The sequence below is a fragment of the Bradyrhizobium sp. genome, from assembly GCF_050014615.1.
GTDB lineage: Bacteria > Pseudomonadota > Alphaproteobacteria > Rhizobiales > Xanthobacteraceae > Bradyrhizobium.
Map to the genome: position 1 here is coordinate 1 of NZ_JBEKCZ010000007.1, position 13,926 is coordinate 13,926.

Consider the following 13,926-nt stretch of genomic DNA (forward strand, 5'->3'; position numbering starts at 1 on the left):
CGGGCGTCGCCGTCGTGGTCGAAAAGGCCCAGGGCACCAAATGCGCGCGGTCGTGGAAGATCCTCCCCAGCGTGGGCGAAGACGCCGAATATCCCGATGTGTCGCCGCGCGACGCGGCGGCGCTGCGCGAATGGAAGGCGCTCGGAGTGACGGTTTGACCCATCCTTTGCGCCCCGGCGTCATCGCCGCCATCGTGGCACTGGCGCTCGATCAGGCCTCGAAACTCTGGCTGCTGTTCGTGTTCGACATCGGCCACCGTGGGGCGGTGAAGTTGACGCCGTTCTTCGATCTGGTGCTGGCATGGAATGTCGGGATCAGCTTCGGCTGGTTTCAGAACGACAGCCCGACCGCCCAGATCGTCCTGATGCTGGTCAAGGCCGTGGCCGTGATCGTGCTGGCGATCTGGATGGCCCGTTCCCGCACCCCGATCGCGACCATCGCCCTCGGCCTGATCATCGGCGGGGCTGTCGGCAACGCCATCGACCGCTTCGCCTACGGCGCGGTGGTCGATTTCGCCCTGTTTCACGTCCAGATCGGGGGAAAACCCTTCAATTGGTACGTGTTTAACCTTGCCGATGTCGCGATTGTTGCCGGGGTAGCGGCCCTGCTGTATGATTCCTTGCTGGGGGTACCCGCCGCAAAAGCGCCCTGATCCCGGCTGATACGACCCCCTCGAGATTGAAGCTTGCAGGAGTGGAGATTGCGCCCTGGATCGGCGACCCACGGGAACCTTTGAATAGGAACAACGCGATGCGCGAGACCGAGGCTAGCGGTTGGATGGTGCGGAGTTCGTCGAGAGCGCCGGTGCGTGCCCTGCGACTGAGCACCGTCATCATCGGCGCCGCCGTGGGAGTGGGAATTGGCCTTGTGATGACCGCCGGCGCTGCGCGCGCGGGCGACGATGAAGTCGATCAAAGGTCCTTCTCGGAAAGATTCGTCGACAGCTACCATTCGATGATCCGCGGCAAAAACATGGACAATGGCGGGATCGACTATCGGGAGCGATCGCCGCTGGTGGTGCCTCCGAACCTTGATCTGCCGCCGCCGGCCGCCGGGTCGAGTCCGGCGAATGTCACGAACTGGCCGAAAGATCCGGATGAACGTCAGCGCAAGGCCATCATCGCCGCCAAAAAGAAAAATGCGCTTCCTGCCGTTGTCGTGACGGCTGCTCCCGCCGCGGGCGCGGTTCGGCCCATCAATATCGCTCCGCCCGTCGCAGAGCCCGTCGCCCCTGTTCCCGGCACAACGCGTCCCGCCTATGCGAATGACGCCAATGGAACAGCCAAGATCGATCCCGTCTATGACCAGCCCGGCGATTTGTTCACAGGCGGAGCTACGGCGCTGGTCCCATCGAGTGTCAGCGAGACTCTGGGCCTCGACAAGCTGAACCTCGGTGGTCTCTTCGGCAGCAAGAAAGCAGATGCCGCCGCGCTGCCGCCTGGCACCGAGCCGACGCGCGAAGCCCTGACCCAGCCTCCTACAGGCTACCAGACGCCGTCGCCGAATTATCCCTACGCCGTCGAGTCGAAGGGAATATTTAGCGGGCAGTCGAACCCCGACCGCAACCCCGCCGCCCAAGCGTCTAGCGCATCCAGCGTCGTGCATTAGCGCCCTCCGTGTCTCGGCTGCCTGGTGACGTCATCGCCAGCCGCCTATCGTCCGATGCCGTGATGTCTCCCGAACGTTTCTGTTCGGGCCTTCCAGATAGGCCATAATGACCTCGCACCGCTTTACGGTTTCGCTCTTCGCCGCGCTGCTCCCGGCGTTCGCAGTCTCCGCCAGCGGCGCGCTCGCCCAGACCACGGTAACCTCGGCACCTCCCGCCACATTTACCCTTGGCAACGGTCTTCAGGTGGTGGTGATCCCGGATCACCGCACGCCGGTCGTCACGCAGATGATCTGGTACAAGGTCGGCTCGGCTGACGAGACCCCCGGCAAATCGGGTCTGGCGCACTTTCTCGAACATTTGATGTTCAAGGGCACCAGCAAACATCCGGCCGGCGAGTTTTCACAGACCGTGCTTCGGGCCGGCGGCAACGAGAATGCGTTCACCTCGACCGACTACACCGGCTATTTCCAGCGCGTGCCGCGCGAGGAACTGGCCAGGATGATGGAATTCGAGGCCGACCGCATGACCGGCCTGATCCTGAAGGATGAAAACGTGCTGCCGGAGCGCGACGTCGTGCTCGAAGAATACAATATGCGGGTCGCCAACAACCCGGAAGCGCGGCTGACCGAGCAGATCATGGCGGCGCTTTATCTCAACCACCCCTATGGCCGCCCGGTGATCGGCTGGCACCAGGAAATCGAGAAGCTCGATCGCGAGGATGCGCTGGCGTTCTATCGGCGCTTTTATGCGCCGAACAACGCGACGCTGGTGATCGCCGGCGACGTCGAGGCCGCCGAGGTGCGCCCGATGGTGGAGCGGACATTTGGTGCGGTCGCCGCACAGCCGGCAATACCGGCGCAGCGCCTTCGGCCGCAGGAACCCGAGCCGGCCGCGCCGCGCACGGTGACGCTGTCCGACGCCAGGGTCGAACAACCGAGCCTGCGGCGCTATTATCTGGTTCCGTCCGCCGCCACCGCCGCATCGGGAGAAAGCCCGGCACTCGACGTGCTGGCGCAACTGATGGGAGGCGGCAGCAATTCCTATCTCAATCGCAGGCTGGTGGTCGACCGGCCGCTCGCCGTCAGCGCCGGTGCCGGATACCAGGGCACATCGCTCGACGCGACGCAGTTCACGATCTCGGCCGCGCCGAGAGCCGGGGTCGAATTCGCGCAAATCGAGCAGGCGATCGACGATGTGATCGCGGATATCGAGCAAAATGGGGTTCGCGCCGAGGATATCGAGCGCGTCAAGACCCAGCTGATCGCCGAAGCCATCTACGCCCAGGACAACCAGGCGACGCTGGCGCGCTGGTACGGCGGCGCCCTCACCACCGGCCTCAGCATCGACGACATCAGAAGCTGGCCGGATCGCATTCGCGCCGTCACCGCCGAACAGGTCCGCGCGGCCGCGCAAAAATGGCTCGACAAGAAACGTTCGGTGACCGGATATCTGATCAAGGACGCCAAGCCGAAACGTGAGGAGAAGCGCTCGTGACCCATTGTATCGTTGGCGCGCGGCGCGCGGCCTTCATTTTTGCCGCGTGCCTGACGCTGATGCCATGGGCGCCAACGCCGTCACACGCCGCAGCCAAGATCCAGCATCTGGTTTCGCCCGGGGGAATCGAGGCCTGGTTCGTGCAGGACGCCACCGTACCCTTGATCGCGATGGAATATGCCTTCGGCGGCGGCGCGACGCAGGATCCGGCGGACAAGCCCGGCGTCGGCAACATGGTCGCCGATCTGATCGATGAAGGCTCGGGCGATCTGGATTCCCAGACGTTTCACGAACGCCTCGACCGCCGCGCCATCGAGCTGAGCTTCAGTTCGGCGCGGGATTATTTCCGCGGCTCGCTGCGCATGCTCAAGGATAACAAGGACGAAGCGTTCGACCTGCTTCGGATGTCGCTGACATCGCCGCATTTCGAGAGCGCCGATGTCGAACGCATTCGCACGCAGATCCTCTCGGGCCTGAGGCACGACACCTCCAATCCCGGCGCCCTGGCCAGCCGCAAATTCCTCGAAATCGCCTTTGGCGACCATCCCTATGGCCGGCAGGCCAGCGGCACCCTGGAAAGCGTTCCAACCATCACGATCGCCGATCTGAAGGACTATGTCCGCCGCGTGCTGGCCAAGGACACGCTTCGGATCGCCGTGGTCGGCGACATCGACGCGGTCTCGCTCGGCAAATTGCTCGACCAGACCTTCGGCGGATTGCCGGCCAAAGCCAGCCTCACGCCGGTGGCCGATATTGAGGCTGCGCGGCCGCCGCAGCGCGTCTTCATTCCGCTCGACGTGCCGCAGACCGTGGTGACGTTCGGCGGCCCCGGCATCAAGCGCAACGATCCGAATTTCATGGCCGCCTATGTGGTCAACCACATTCTCGGCGGCGGTACGCTGTCGTCGCGGCTCTATCGCGAAGTCCGCGAGAAGCGCGGCCTCGCCTATTCGGTCTATGACGCGCTGTTGTGGATGGATCATTCCGCCGTCTTCGTCGGCAATACCGCAACCCGCGCCGATCGCGCCGGCGAAACCATCGATGCGGTCAACACTGAAATCCGCCGCATGGCCGAGGACGGTCCGACCCAGCAGGAACTGGATGAGGCCAAGTCCTATCTCAAGGGCTCGCAGATGCTGGCGCTCGACACCTCCTCGAAGCTGGCGTCGGCGCTGCTGCAATACCAGCTGGACCGGCTTCCGATCGACTACATCGAGAAGCGCAATGCGATCGTCGACGCCGTGACCCTTGATGACACGAAAAAGGTCGCCCAGCGCCTGTGGGGACATGGCCTGCTGACCGTGATCGTCGGCCGCCCGCCGGCCGCCGCCGCTCAGCCCGCGGCCGCGACCTCGACCAAGGCGAACTAGCTAGACCGGCGCTCCGGATGCAGTGCATCCGGATTCCCTGTCCTTCAGCGCCGCGAACAAAACCGCTATCCTTGGGCGACCCGATTCCCGTCAGGGGAAATCCTGGCTTTTGGTGACGCCATGCTGCGGATTTCCCGCGACCTCACAATCGATGAGAATGACATCGAGATCAGTTTCGTGCGCGCCTCGGGACCGGGCGGGCAGAACGTCAACAAGCTCTCGACGGCGGCACAATTGCGGTTCGATACAAGCCGGATCACGCTGCCGGCCGATGCGAAGGCGCGGCTCAACCGGCTCGCCGGCCAGCGCATGACCAAGGACGGCGTGATCGTGATCCATGCGCAGCGTTTCCGCACCCAGGAGCGCAACCGCGCCGACGCCATCGACCGCCTGCTCGAACTCCTGCGCGAGGCGATGATCCGGCCGATTCCCAGGCGCCCGACCAAGCCGACACTGGGATCAAAGAAACGCCGGCTCGAAGGCAAAAAGCGCCGCAGCGACGTCAAGGCAAAGCGCGGCTCGGGCGGCTTCGACGATTGAGGCGCGCATCAAAGGAACGTTGTTATTTTCATTTATAGTTCCTTGAATTATAGTTCATATATCTATAGGTTATAGAAATGCGAAGGTAATTGTGCGCATCTTCAAAACCAAGGCTCTTGCCCGTTTTACGAAACGCGAAGCCATTGGCGATGATAGCCTCGTGGCGGCGATCGAAACTGCGAGGCGTGGTTTGATCGACGCCGATCTCGGCGGCGGCCTCATTAAGCAGCGGGTCGCAAGGCCGGGGCAAGGCAAGAGAGGCGGCTTTCGGATGCTGATCGGATTTCGGTCAGATCGCGCAATCTTCCTGTTCGGGTTCGCCAAGAATGAACGCGACAACATTGACGACAAACAACTTACGACGCTCCGTGAAATCGTCGCATCCTGGTTTGCCGCCGATGACAAGAAAATAGCGCAGGCGCTAAAGGACGGACTTTTAATAGAGGTGAAACATGGCCAAGAAGACAAAAACCAACCGCCGGCTAACTGAGGAACTGCTGGAAACCGCGCAGGACATGCGCGCGAGCGGCCTCATCAGTAAGGCCGCCCATGAAAAAATTACCATGCGCCACTTGGGTGACGGACCTACCGCTTCCACGGCAGTTCTATCCGGCAAGGAAATTCGGGCCCTGCGTGAGAAGGCTAATTTAAGCCAAGCGGTCTTTGCTCACTACCTGAAACTAACAGTGGGCTATGTGTCGCAACTCGAACGCGGCGCAAAGCGTCCCACTGGTCCCGCGCTTGTTTTGCTCGATGTCATCAGACGAAAGGGTATTGAGGCAATTTTGTAATTCTCGACCACTCGGCCTGCGCTCCTGACCCCGTTACGTCCTGGGAACAACGCCTCTCTCCACGTGAACAATGGGGAGAGATGACCAAACTCTCTCTGTCGCCCTCCCACGGAGCCGTAAAAGTCCCTAAATTCCCTCTCTACTCCCACGAGTCGCGCCACAGCCCATGCCCGTCCGCCAGCTCCCCGAACAGGTCGTCAACCGCATCGCCGCCGGCGAGGTGGTCGAGCGTCCGGCCAGCGTGGTCAAGGAACTGGTGGAAAACGCCATCGACGCGGGCGCCAGCCGGATCGATGTTTTCACCGATGGTGGCGGCCGGCGCCGGATCGGCATCACCGATGATGGCGACGGCATGACGTCTGGCGACCTCGCGCTGGCGGTCCATCGCCATGCCACCTCCAAACTCGATGACGAGGATCTGTTGCAGATTCGCACGCTTGGATTTCGCGGCGAGGCGCTGCCCTCGATCGGCGCGGTGGCGAAGCTCGGCATCACCACGCGCCATTTAAGCGAGCCGCATGCCTGGTCGCTGGCGGTCGAGGGCGGCGAAAAATCCGCGATCATGCCGGCGGCGCTGTCGCGGGGCACCCGTGTCGAGGTCAGCGATCTGTTTTACGCGACGCCGGCGCGACTAAAATTCCTTAAGACCGACCGCACCGAAGCCGAGGCGATCCGCGAGGTGGTGCGCCGTCTGGCGATGGCGCGGCCCGACATCGCCTTCACGCTGGCCGGCGAGGAACGCGCGCCCGTGACCTGGGCCGCCGCATTGCCCGGCGCCGCCGGCCGCCTGACCCGGCTCGGCGATATATTGGGCGCGGATTTCCGCAGTAGCGCGATCGAAGTGCGCGCCGAACGCGAAGGCGTCGTCGTTGAAGGCTTTGCCGCGGCGCCGTCGCTGACCCGCGCCAACGCGCTCGGGCAATATCTGTTCGTCAATGGCCGGCCGGTGCGTGACAAGCTGATATTGGGGGCGGTGCGCGCGGCCTATTCCGATTATCTGCCGCGCGACCGCCATCCGGTGGTGGCGCTGTTCGTCACTTCCGATCCGCAAGAGGTCGATGCCAATGTGCATCCGGCCAAGACCGAAATCAGATTCCGCAATGCCGGTCTGGTCCGCGCGCTGATCGTGCATGCGCTGAAAGAAGGCCTCGCCCGCGAAGGCAAGCGCACCGCGGCCAACAGCGACGGCGCGGCCATCGCCTCGTTCCGTCCGTCGTTCGTGCCACCGCCGCGCGCCAATTGGGACTGGCGCCGCTCGCCGGCCCATCCGGTGGGGCCGCTGCCGGCCGGCGCCGCCGCAGCCTTTGCCGAACCCGGACAGGCCGCATTCGATGTCGGCACGCCCACCGCGGACGTGCGCTTTGCGGACGCACCATCGGCCGATCTGCTCGACCGCCCGCTGGGCGCGGCGCGAACGCAGATACACGAGACCTATATCGTGTCGCAGACCCGCGACGGCCTTGTCGTGGTGGACCAGCACGCCGCCCACGAGCGCATCGTCTATGAAAAGCTGAAAGCCTCGCTGGCGAAAAACGGCGTGCAGCGGCAGATCCTGCTGATTCCCGATATAGTCGAACTGGACGAAGCCACGGTCGAGCGGCTGGTCGCGCGCGCCGACGAACTGGCCTCGTTCGGGTTGGCGATCGAATCCTTCGGGCCCGGCGCAGTCGCGGTGCGCGAGACGCCGTCGCTGCTCGGCAAGACCGACGCGGCGTCATTGCTGCGCGATCTCGCCGAACATATGGCGGAATGGGATGAGGCGTTGCCGCTGGAGCGGCGCTTGATGCATGTCGCGGCCACCATGGCCTGCCACGGCTCGGTGCGCGCCGGCCGCCGCCTCAAGCCCGAGGAGATGAATGCGCTGCTGCGCGAGATGGAAGACACGCCCAATTCAGGCCAATGCAACCACGGCCGGCCGACCTACGTCGAATTGAAGCTGAGCGATATCGAGAAGCTGTTCGGGCGGAGGTAGGGGCTCGACGCTTCGCATACTCGGTCGTCATCGTCCGCGAAAGCGGACGATCCAGTACGCCGCACTGTTCGAGATAATCTCCGACGCCTCGGAATACTGGATGCCCCGCTTTCGCGGCGCATGACGGCGGTGGTTGCAGCGATCACCCAGCCCGTAAAAACACAAACTCGGTATCGTCATACACCCGCCGCTCCAGCTCCTCGAAACCATCCGGCGCCGCGAATTCCGCCGCCTTGGCTTCCTCGACCACCAGCAGCGCGGCTGGCGTGAGCCAGCCGCCGTCCCGCAACGAGGCCAGCGCCTTCTCGGCCAATTTTTTTGCGTAGGGCGGATCGAGAAACACCAGCGAGAACGGCTCGACCGGGTGCGCCGGGCCGAGATCGCCGGCATCGCGGCGATAAACTTTGGTCACGCCGCCAAGCCCGAGCGTTTCGACATTGTTGCGCATCAAGGCGCGGGCCTCGGCGCCGTTGTCGACGAACAGCGCGAATTTAGCCCCGCGCGAGATCGCCTCGATGCCGAGCGCGCCGGTGCCGGCGAACAAATCGAGCACCCGCGCATCCGCGATCGGATCGTCATAGGCATGAACCAGGATATTGAACAGCGACTCGCGCAACCGGTCCGCGGTGGGACGGATGTCGCGCGATGACGGTGACGCCAGATTGCGGCCCTTCAATCGCCCCCCGACGACACGCATCGAATCCTACTCGTCCCGCGGCTTCAGATCGCGTTTGCCGTGGTAGCCGCGCTGCGGACGCCGCGGCGGGCCGAAGCCACTGGCCTCGGCCTCGTTGCGCGCGCGCGCTTCGTCGCTGCCGGTGCGCTGCACCAGCACGCGACGGCCCTTGCGATCGGCGATCAGGCCGTTCTTGCCGGCCGGCTTGAACGGCTTTTTGCCGCGCGGCGCATCGCTGTCTTCATGGCCGGATTCCGGTGGTGGCTCGCCCTGCATCGGCCGGTTGAAATCCGCCCCCGCCAATGCCGCGATCTTCTCGCCGAGCTGCTCGCGTAGCACCCGGGTCTTGACCTCCTCGACCTCGCCTTCGGGAAGTTCGGCGAGCTGGAACGGACCGTAGGACACCCGGATCAGCCGGTTCACTTCGAGACCGAGATGCGCCATCACGTTGCGGACTTCGCGGTTCTTGCCTTCGCGGATCGCAAATACCAGCCAGACATTGGCGCCCTGGTCGCGCTCCAGCGTCGCATCGATCGGGCCGTATTTGACGCCGTCGACCTCGACGCCTTTTTTCAATTCGTCGAGCTGTGCCTGCGTGACTTCGCCATGGGCGCGAACCCGATAACGCCGCAGCCAGCCTGTATCCGGCAGCTCGAGCGCGCGCGCCAGCCCGCCATCATTGGTCAGGAGCAGCAGGCCTTCGGTATTGAAATCGAGCCGGCCGATCGAGATCAGCCGCGGCAGGCCCTCCGGCAGATTGTCGAACACCGTCGGCCGCCCCTCGGGGTCGGCATGGGTGGTCATCAACCCGCGCGGCTTGTGAAACATGAACAGCCGGGTGCGCTCGCGCGGCGGCAACGGCTTGCCGTCGACCGATATGACATCGTTGGTGGTGACATCGAGCGCCGGCGAATTGATCACGCGGCCATTGACCGTGACGCGGCCCTGCACGATCCATTCCTCGGCGTCGCGGCGCGAGGCCAGCCCGGCCCGCGACACCACCTTGGCGATGCGCTCGCCGGATTTCTTTTCGCGCGGCGGCTTCGGCGGACGCCGCTCGTCCGGCTTGCGTTCGCGATATTCACCCCGGCCGCCGAACGCCGGGCGCTTGACGAAAACCTTGCTGTCATCCTCGTTGTCGCGCCGCGGCCGATCGTCACGATCGGTGGAACGCGCGTCGCTGCGCGGATGCTCCTGCCAGGAACTTCCACTTTCGCGAGGGCGTTCGAATTTCGGACGATCCTCGCGGCCCTCCCTGGGACGATCGAACTTCGGCCGCTCGCGAAACGGGCGATCACCGCGCGGGCGGTCACCCTGGGGACGATCTCCTTGGGGACGATCCTGGCGCGGACGGGAAAAGCGCGGACGCTCATCGCCGCCGCGGTCGTCACGAGGCTTATCGAAACGCGGCTTGTCGAAACGAGGCTTGTCGAAATTTCTTGCACCGTCGCGGGGGGAACGTGAATTGCGCCCCTCATGGTCTGGCGAAGAAGCATCACGCTTTTGCCATGGCTTGGAATCGCTGCGATCCGGACCACGTTCGGGGCGGCTGCCAAAATCCTTGCGTGGGCCACGGTCTCCAGGGCCGCTATTGCGGTCCCGCGGAGCGCCACGGGAGAATTTCTTGTCGCCGCCGAATTTTCTCTCGGGACGATCGCCGCGCGGACGGTCGCCATCACGCGGCGGCCGCGCGCTGTAGGGACGATCTCCCTGCGGCCGGTCACCGTCCTTGCGGAATCCTTCGCCACGCGGCGTATAGGGCCGCTTCTCACCACCGCCGTCGCGCGACGCGTAGGGTTTCTTGTCGCCGAATTTCCGGTCGGAAAATCGCGCGGCGGGACGGGCATCACTACGGTCGGAGCGGGGCGCTCGGTCGTCGCGGTTGTAATTCGGGCGATCGCCGCGCGGCGTATACGGACGCTTTTCGCCGTCGCCACGCGCGGGGCGGTCGTCACGGTTAAAGCGCGGCGGAGCGCCTTCACGTTTGCCGGCATAGGGTTTGCCCGGGCCCGAATAGGGCTTCTTGCCATAGGATTTGGCGCCATCGGGTTTGCCGGCATAGGGGCGCCGTTCGCCGTCGCGCTTGTCGCCGTCGCTTTTGCCGGCAAAACCGCGTTTGGCGAATTTCTTGTCGGGACCGCGGGCAGCGCCGGAGCGGCCCTTGCCACCGGAGGGCCGGTCACGCCGGCCGCGGGAATCGTTGTTTTTATCGTTATCGCGGGGCATGAATGGTCTCACGTATGAAATGGCGATCAGGTGGATGTGGAAGGGTTGTCATAGCGATAACGTGCGCGCACTTGGCTCAAGGCGCATTCTCACGCAAAACCGGCATCCACTTTTGCTGAAGCTGCATCTAGTAGCAGGTATTTTCTGATGATACGAGGCATGACCGCACCATCTTTCATGGATTTGGCGCTCAAAACAGCCAAAAACGCCGGAAAATCCGGCGAAGTCCCGATCGGATGCGTAATTGTGCGCAATTACGAACTCATCGCCACAGCCGCCAACCGGACGTTAACCGACCGCGATCCGACCGCCCATGCCGAAATACTGGCGATCCGGCTGGCCGCCGAGAGCATCGGCACCGAGCGGCTGGTCGATTGCGATCTCTATGTCACCTTGGAACCATGCACCATGTGCGCGGCCGCGATCTCGTTTGCACGGATCCGGCGGCTGTATTACGGCGCCGCCGATCCCAAGGGCGGTGCGGTGGAATCCGGCGTGCGGTTCTTTGCGTCGCCGACTTGCCATCATGCCCCGGAGGTCTATTCCGCGGTTGGCGAGAGCGAAGCAGCGACGTTGCTGAGGGAGTTCTTCAAGGCGAGGCGGTGAAGCGTAACCGTCATTCCGGGATGGTCCGAAGGACCAGACCCGGAATCTCGAGATTCCGGGTTCGCTACGCGCCCCGGAATGACAGGAAGGGCGCGGCCTCACTCGTGCCCGACTACGAAGCCGCAAAAAACTTCTTCAGCGCCTTCGCCGTCACATCCGGATTTTCCTCGGTCAGGAAATGACCGGAATCGACCGGCATGCCCGATACATTGGTCGCCCAAATCTTCCAGGTATCGAGCGGCGTGGCCGCGGCGCGCGCGATGCCGACCTCGCCCCACAGCGCCAGCATCGGAATCGTGATCTTCTTTCCGGAATCGCGATCGCTCTTGTCGATTTCGAAATCGGCGGTGGCGCCGGCGCGGTAATCCTCGCACATCGCATGCACCCGCGCGGGATCGCGGAACGCCGCGAGGTAATGTTCGAGCGCGCGCGGGTCGATCGCGTCCAGATTTTTCGATTTGGTCTGGCTCGCCATTTTCTGGCGGAGGAAGAAATCGGGACTGCCGCCGATCAGGGTTTCCGGCAGCGGATAAGGCTGCGCCAAAAACGTCCAGTGATAGATTTTCAGCGCGTAGCTCCAATCCATCTTCATCCAGTAATCGTAGGTCGGCAGGATATCGAGCACCGCCAGCCGCGACAGCCGGCCGGGATGATCGAGCGCCAGACGATAGGCGACGCGGCCGCCGCGGTCGTGCCCGGCCAGCGCGAAATGCACATGGCCGAGCTGTTGCATCGCCTCGATCATGGTCTGCGCCATCGCACGCTTGGTGTAGGGCGTGTGATCCTGGTCGCTCTGGGGCATATCCGACCAGCCGTAACCCGGCAGGTCCGCGATGATCAGCGTGAACCTGTCGGCCAGCTGCGGCGCGACGCGATGCCACATCACATGGGTTTCGGAAAAACCGTGCAGCAGCAGCAAGGGCGGGCCGTTGCCGCCGACACGCGCAAAAATGCGCCCGGACTGGGTGTTGATCCATTCGGAGGCATAGCCGGGAAACAGGTCGGCGAGATCGGGCATCAGGTGCACTCACGTATCTGCAAAAGCGAATGATCAGTAAGCACCAACATTTGCGGCCGACAAGAGGCGGCGCGGCAACTTCATCGCTACGGCGCGTCATTCCGGGGCGGCGTCACGCGCCGTACCCGGAATCTCGATATTGTTTCGTGTGCCTCATCTCGAGATTCCGGATCGACGCGCATCGCGTCGTCCGGAATGACGACTAACCCGCCTTCTCACGCGCCACCGCCTGCCAGCCGATGTCGCGGCGGCAGAATCCGTCGGGCCATTGGATGCGGTCGACCGCCTGGTAGGCGCGCTGCTGTGCCTCAGTGACTGAGCAGCCGGTCGCGCAGACGTTCAGCACACGGCCGCCATTGGCAAGAATTCTGGTCCCATCGGCCCTGGTTCCGGCATGGAATATTTCGACGCCCTCGACCTTGGCGGCGTCATCGAGACCATCGATCACCGAGCCCTTGCCGTAGTCGCCGGGATAACCCTTGGTGGCCATGATCACGGTCAGCGCGACATCGTCGAACCAGCGCAGGCTGAAATTCTTCAACTGACCGTCGGCGCAGGCGATCAGCGCCGGCACGATGTCGGACATCATCCGCAGCATCAGCACCTGGCATTCCGGATCGCCGAAGCGGGCATTGTATTCGACCAGCTTCGGCCCATCCTTGGTCACCATCACCCCGGCATAGAGCACGCCCTTGTAGGGCGATCCCATCGCCTTGAGGGCGCGCAGCGTCGGCTTGATCATCTCCTCCATCACCCGCGCGCACAGCGCTTCGGTCATGACAGGGGCCGGCGAATAGGCTCCCATGCCGCCGGTATTCGGGCCCTTGTCGCCATCGAAGGCGCGCTTGTGGTCCTGCGCGGTCGCCAGCGCCAGCGCGTGTTCGCCGTCGCACAGCGCAAAGAACGAGGCCTCCTCGCCCTGCATGAACTCCTCGACCACGACCTCGGCACCGGCAGCCCCGAACCCGCCGCCGAACATCATGTCGACCGCCGCGAGCGCTTGCTCGAGGTCCATCGCGACGACCACGCCCTTGCCGGCGGCCAGCCCGTCGGCCTTGACCACAATCGGGGCGCCCTGCTGGCGGATATAGGCTTTCGCCGCCTCGGCATCGTCAAAGTGGCCATAGGCGGCGGTCGGGATATGGTTCGCCCTGCACAGCTCCTTGGTGAAGATCTTCGAGCTCTCGAGCCGCCCCGCGGCTTTGGTCGGCCCGAAGGCCTTGAAGCCGGCGGCGTTGAGATCGTCGACGATCCCGGCGGCGATCGGCGCATCCGGCCCGACCACGACAAAATCGACGGCGTTGCCGCGGCAGAAATCGATCACCGCGGCATGGTCGGCGACATCGAGCGCCACGCATTCGGCCTCGCGCGCGATGCCGGCATTGCCCGGCGCGCACCAGAGTTTCGTCACCAGGGGCGACGCCGCGATTTTCCAGGCCAGAGCATGTTCGCGGCCGCCGGAACCGAGCAGAAGAATGTGCATTGAGGAAACCAATGGACGTTGACCAAACCGAGTCGGTCGCACGAACTCCTGCAACCCGCAAGGGGGACATTTCCGTCATTCCGGACGGCGCGCCAGCGCCGATCCGGAACCTCGAAAATACGATGGCCGCCCTTCAGCCCC

At 64.0% G+C, this 13,926-nt stretch carries 13 protein-coding genes; 9 read left to right on the top strand and 4 right to left on the bottom strand.

All coding sequences use genetic code 11. The features are described from left to right. The first annotated feature begins 130 nt into the window (after positions 1 to 130). The 8 genes from lspA to mutL all read left to right on the top strand — a co-directional run bounded on the left by lspA (position 131) and on the right by mutL (position 7,776). Positions 131 to 652 carry a signal peptidase II gene (gene lspA / locus ABR948_RS02090; protein ID WP_428113715.1) on the top strand — a complete coding sequence of 174 codons (522 nt, stop codon included), beginning with the start codon at positions 131 to 133 and terminating at the stop codon, positions 650 to 652. Positions 653 to 750: 98 nt separating this feature from the next. Beyond that, the gene (locus tag ABR948_RS02095) at positions 751 to 1,608 is read left to right on the top strand and encodes a hypothetical protein (RefSeq protein ID WP_428113717.1); all 858 of its coding nucleotides are present in this window, start codon (positions 751 to 753) and stop codon (positions 1,606 to 1,608) included. Positions 1,609 to 1,714: 106 nt separating this feature from the next. Beyond that, positions 1,715 to 3,103, top strand: a complete 1,389-nt coding sequence (locus ABR948_RS02100) for a M16 family metallopeptidase (protein WP_428113718.1) — start codon at positions 1,715 to 1,717, stop codon at positions 3,101 to 3,103. Positions 3,104 to 3,162: 59 nt separating this feature from the next. Then, entirely contained in the window at positions 3,163 to 4,473 is a 1,311-nt protein-coding gene (locus ABR948_RS02105) for a M16 family metallopeptidase (RefSeq protein ID WP_428113786.1), read from the top strand. Between the two features lie 120 nt (positions 4,474 to 4,593). Next, positions 4,594 to 5,013 (top strand): alternative ribosome rescue aminoacyl-tRNA hydrolase ArfB, encoded by a 420-nt coding sequence (gene arfB, locus ABR948_RS02110; RefSeq protein WP_428113719.1) that lies wholly within the window; start codon positions 4,594 to 4,596, stop codon positions 5,011 to 5,013. 91 nt (positions 5,014 to 5,104) lie between these two features. Then, positions 5,105 to 5,503: a type II toxin-antitoxin system RelE/ParE family toxin gene (locus ABR948_RS02115; RefSeq protein ID WP_428113721.1), complete on the top strand. Its 399-nt coding sequence runs from the start codon at positions 5,105 to 5,107 to the stop codon at positions 5,501 to 5,503. Continuing rightward, positions 5,466 to 5,804, top strand: a complete 339-nt coding sequence (locus tag ABR948_RS02120) for a helix-turn-helix domain-containing protein (RefSeq protein ID WP_428113723.1) — start codon at positions 5,466 to 5,468, stop codon at positions 5,802 to 5,804. The genes ABR948_RS02115 and ABR948_RS02120 overlap by 38 nt, the downstream gene beginning before the upstream one ends. A 166-nt stretch (positions 5,805 to 5,970) precedes the next feature. Next, positions 5,971 to 7,776 carry a DNA mismatch repair endonuclease MutL gene (mutL, locus tag ABR948_RS02125; RefSeq protein ID WP_428113724.1) on the top strand — a complete coding sequence of 602 codons (1,806 nt, stop codon included), beginning with the start codon at positions 5,971 to 5,973 and terminating at the stop codon, positions 7,774 to 7,776. A gap of 142 nt (positions 7,777 to 7,918) precedes the next feature. Here the strand turns inward: mutL and rsmD are convergent, their stop codons facing one another. Together rsmD and ABR948_RS02135 are read right to left on the bottom strand one after the other, a co-directional pair. Continuing rightward, positions 7,919 to 8,473 (bottom strand): 16S rRNA (guanine(966)-N(2))-methyltransferase RsmD, encoded by a 555-nt coding sequence (gene rsmD / locus ABR948_RS02130; RefSeq protein WP_428113726.1) that lies wholly within the window; start codon positions 8,471 to 8,473, stop codon positions 7,919 to 7,921. Between the two features lie 6 nt (positions 8,474 to 8,479). Then, positions 8,480 to 10,678: a pseudouridine synthase gene (locus ABR948_RS02135; RefSeq protein WP_428113728.1), complete on the bottom strand. Its 2,199-nt coding sequence runs from the start codon at positions 10,676 to 10,678 to the stop codon at positions 8,480 to 8,482. A 147-nt stretch (positions 10,679 to 10,825) separates the two neighbouring features. Here ABR948_RS02135 and ABR948_RS02140 point away from each other — a divergent pair, with 147 nt between their 5' ends. Then, a complete protein-coding gene (locus tag ABR948_RS02140) occupies positions 10,826 to 11,284 on the top strand; it encodes a nucleoside deaminase (RefSeq protein WP_428113730.1) in 459 nt (152 codons plus the stop codon). 112 nt (positions 11,285 to 11,396) lie between these two features. On the opposite strand, the gene ABR948_RS02145 is transcribed toward ABR948_RS02140, so the two are convergent. After that, positions 11,397 to 12,302 (bottom strand): alpha/beta fold hydrolase, encoded by a 906-nt coding sequence (locus tag ABR948_RS02145; RefSeq protein WP_428113732.1) that lies wholly within the window; start codon positions 12,300 to 12,302, stop codon positions 11,397 to 11,399. Between the two features lie 202 nt (positions 12,303 to 12,504). Then, a complete protein-coding gene (gene purD / locus ABR948_RS02150) occupies positions 12,505 to 13,785 on the bottom strand; it encodes a phosphoribosylamine--glycine ligase (protein WP_428113733.1) in 1,281 nt (426 codons plus the stop codon). Positions 13,786 to 13,926 lie beyond the last annotated feature (141 nt).

What these genes read in the sequence shown, in the direction of transcription:
- lspA (WP_428113715.1), top strand. Translation starts at nt 131, where the DNA reads ATGGAAGGCGCTCGGAGTGACGGTTTGACCCATCCTTTGCGCCCCGGC.
- ABR948_RS02095 (WP_428113717.1), top strand. Translation starts at nt 751, where the DNA reads ATGCGCGAGACCGAGGCTAGCGGTTGGATGGTGCGGAGTTCGTCGAGA.
- ABR948_RS02100 (WP_428113718.1), top strand. Translation starts at nt 1,715, where the DNA reads ATGACCTCGCACCGCTTTACGGTTTCGCTCTTCGCCGCGCTGCTCCCG.
- ABR948_RS02105 (WP_428113786.1), top strand. Translation starts at nt 3,163, where the DNA reads ATGCCATGGGCGCCAACGCCGTCACACGCCGCAGCCAAGATCCAGCAT.
- arfB (WP_428113719.1), top strand. Translation starts at nt 4,594, where the DNA reads ATGCTGCGGATTTCCCGCGACCTCACAATCGATGAGAATGACATCGAG.
- ABR948_RS02120 (WP_428113723.1), top strand. Translation starts at nt 5,466, where the DNA reads ATGGCCAAGAAGACAAAAACCAACCGCCGGCTAACTGAGGAACTGCTG.
- mutL (WP_428113724.1), top strand. Translation starts at nt 5,971, where the DNA reads ATGCCCGTCCGCCAGCTCCCCGAACAGGTCGTCAACCGCATCGCCGCC.
- rsmD (WP_428113726.1), bottom strand. Translation starts at nt 8,473, where the DNA reads ATGCGTGTCGTCGGGGGGCGATTGAAGGGCCGCAATCTGGCGTCACCG.
- ABR948_RS02135 (WP_428113728.1), bottom strand. Translation starts at nt 10,678, where the DNA reads ATGCCCCGCGATAACGATAAAAACAACGATTCCCGCGGCCGGCGTGAC.
- ABR948_RS02140 (WP_428113730.1), top strand. Translation starts at nt 10,826, where the DNA reads ATGATACGAGGCATGACCGCACCATCTTTCATGGATTTGGCGCTCAAA.
- ABR948_RS02145 (WP_428113732.1), bottom strand. Translation starts at nt 12,302, where the DNA reads ATGCCCGATCTCGCCGACCTGTTTCCCGGCTATGCCTCCGAATGGATC.
- purD (WP_428113733.1), bottom strand. Translation starts at nt 13,785, where the DNA reads ATGCACATTCTTCTGCTCGGTTCCGGCGGCCGCGAACATGCTCTGGCC.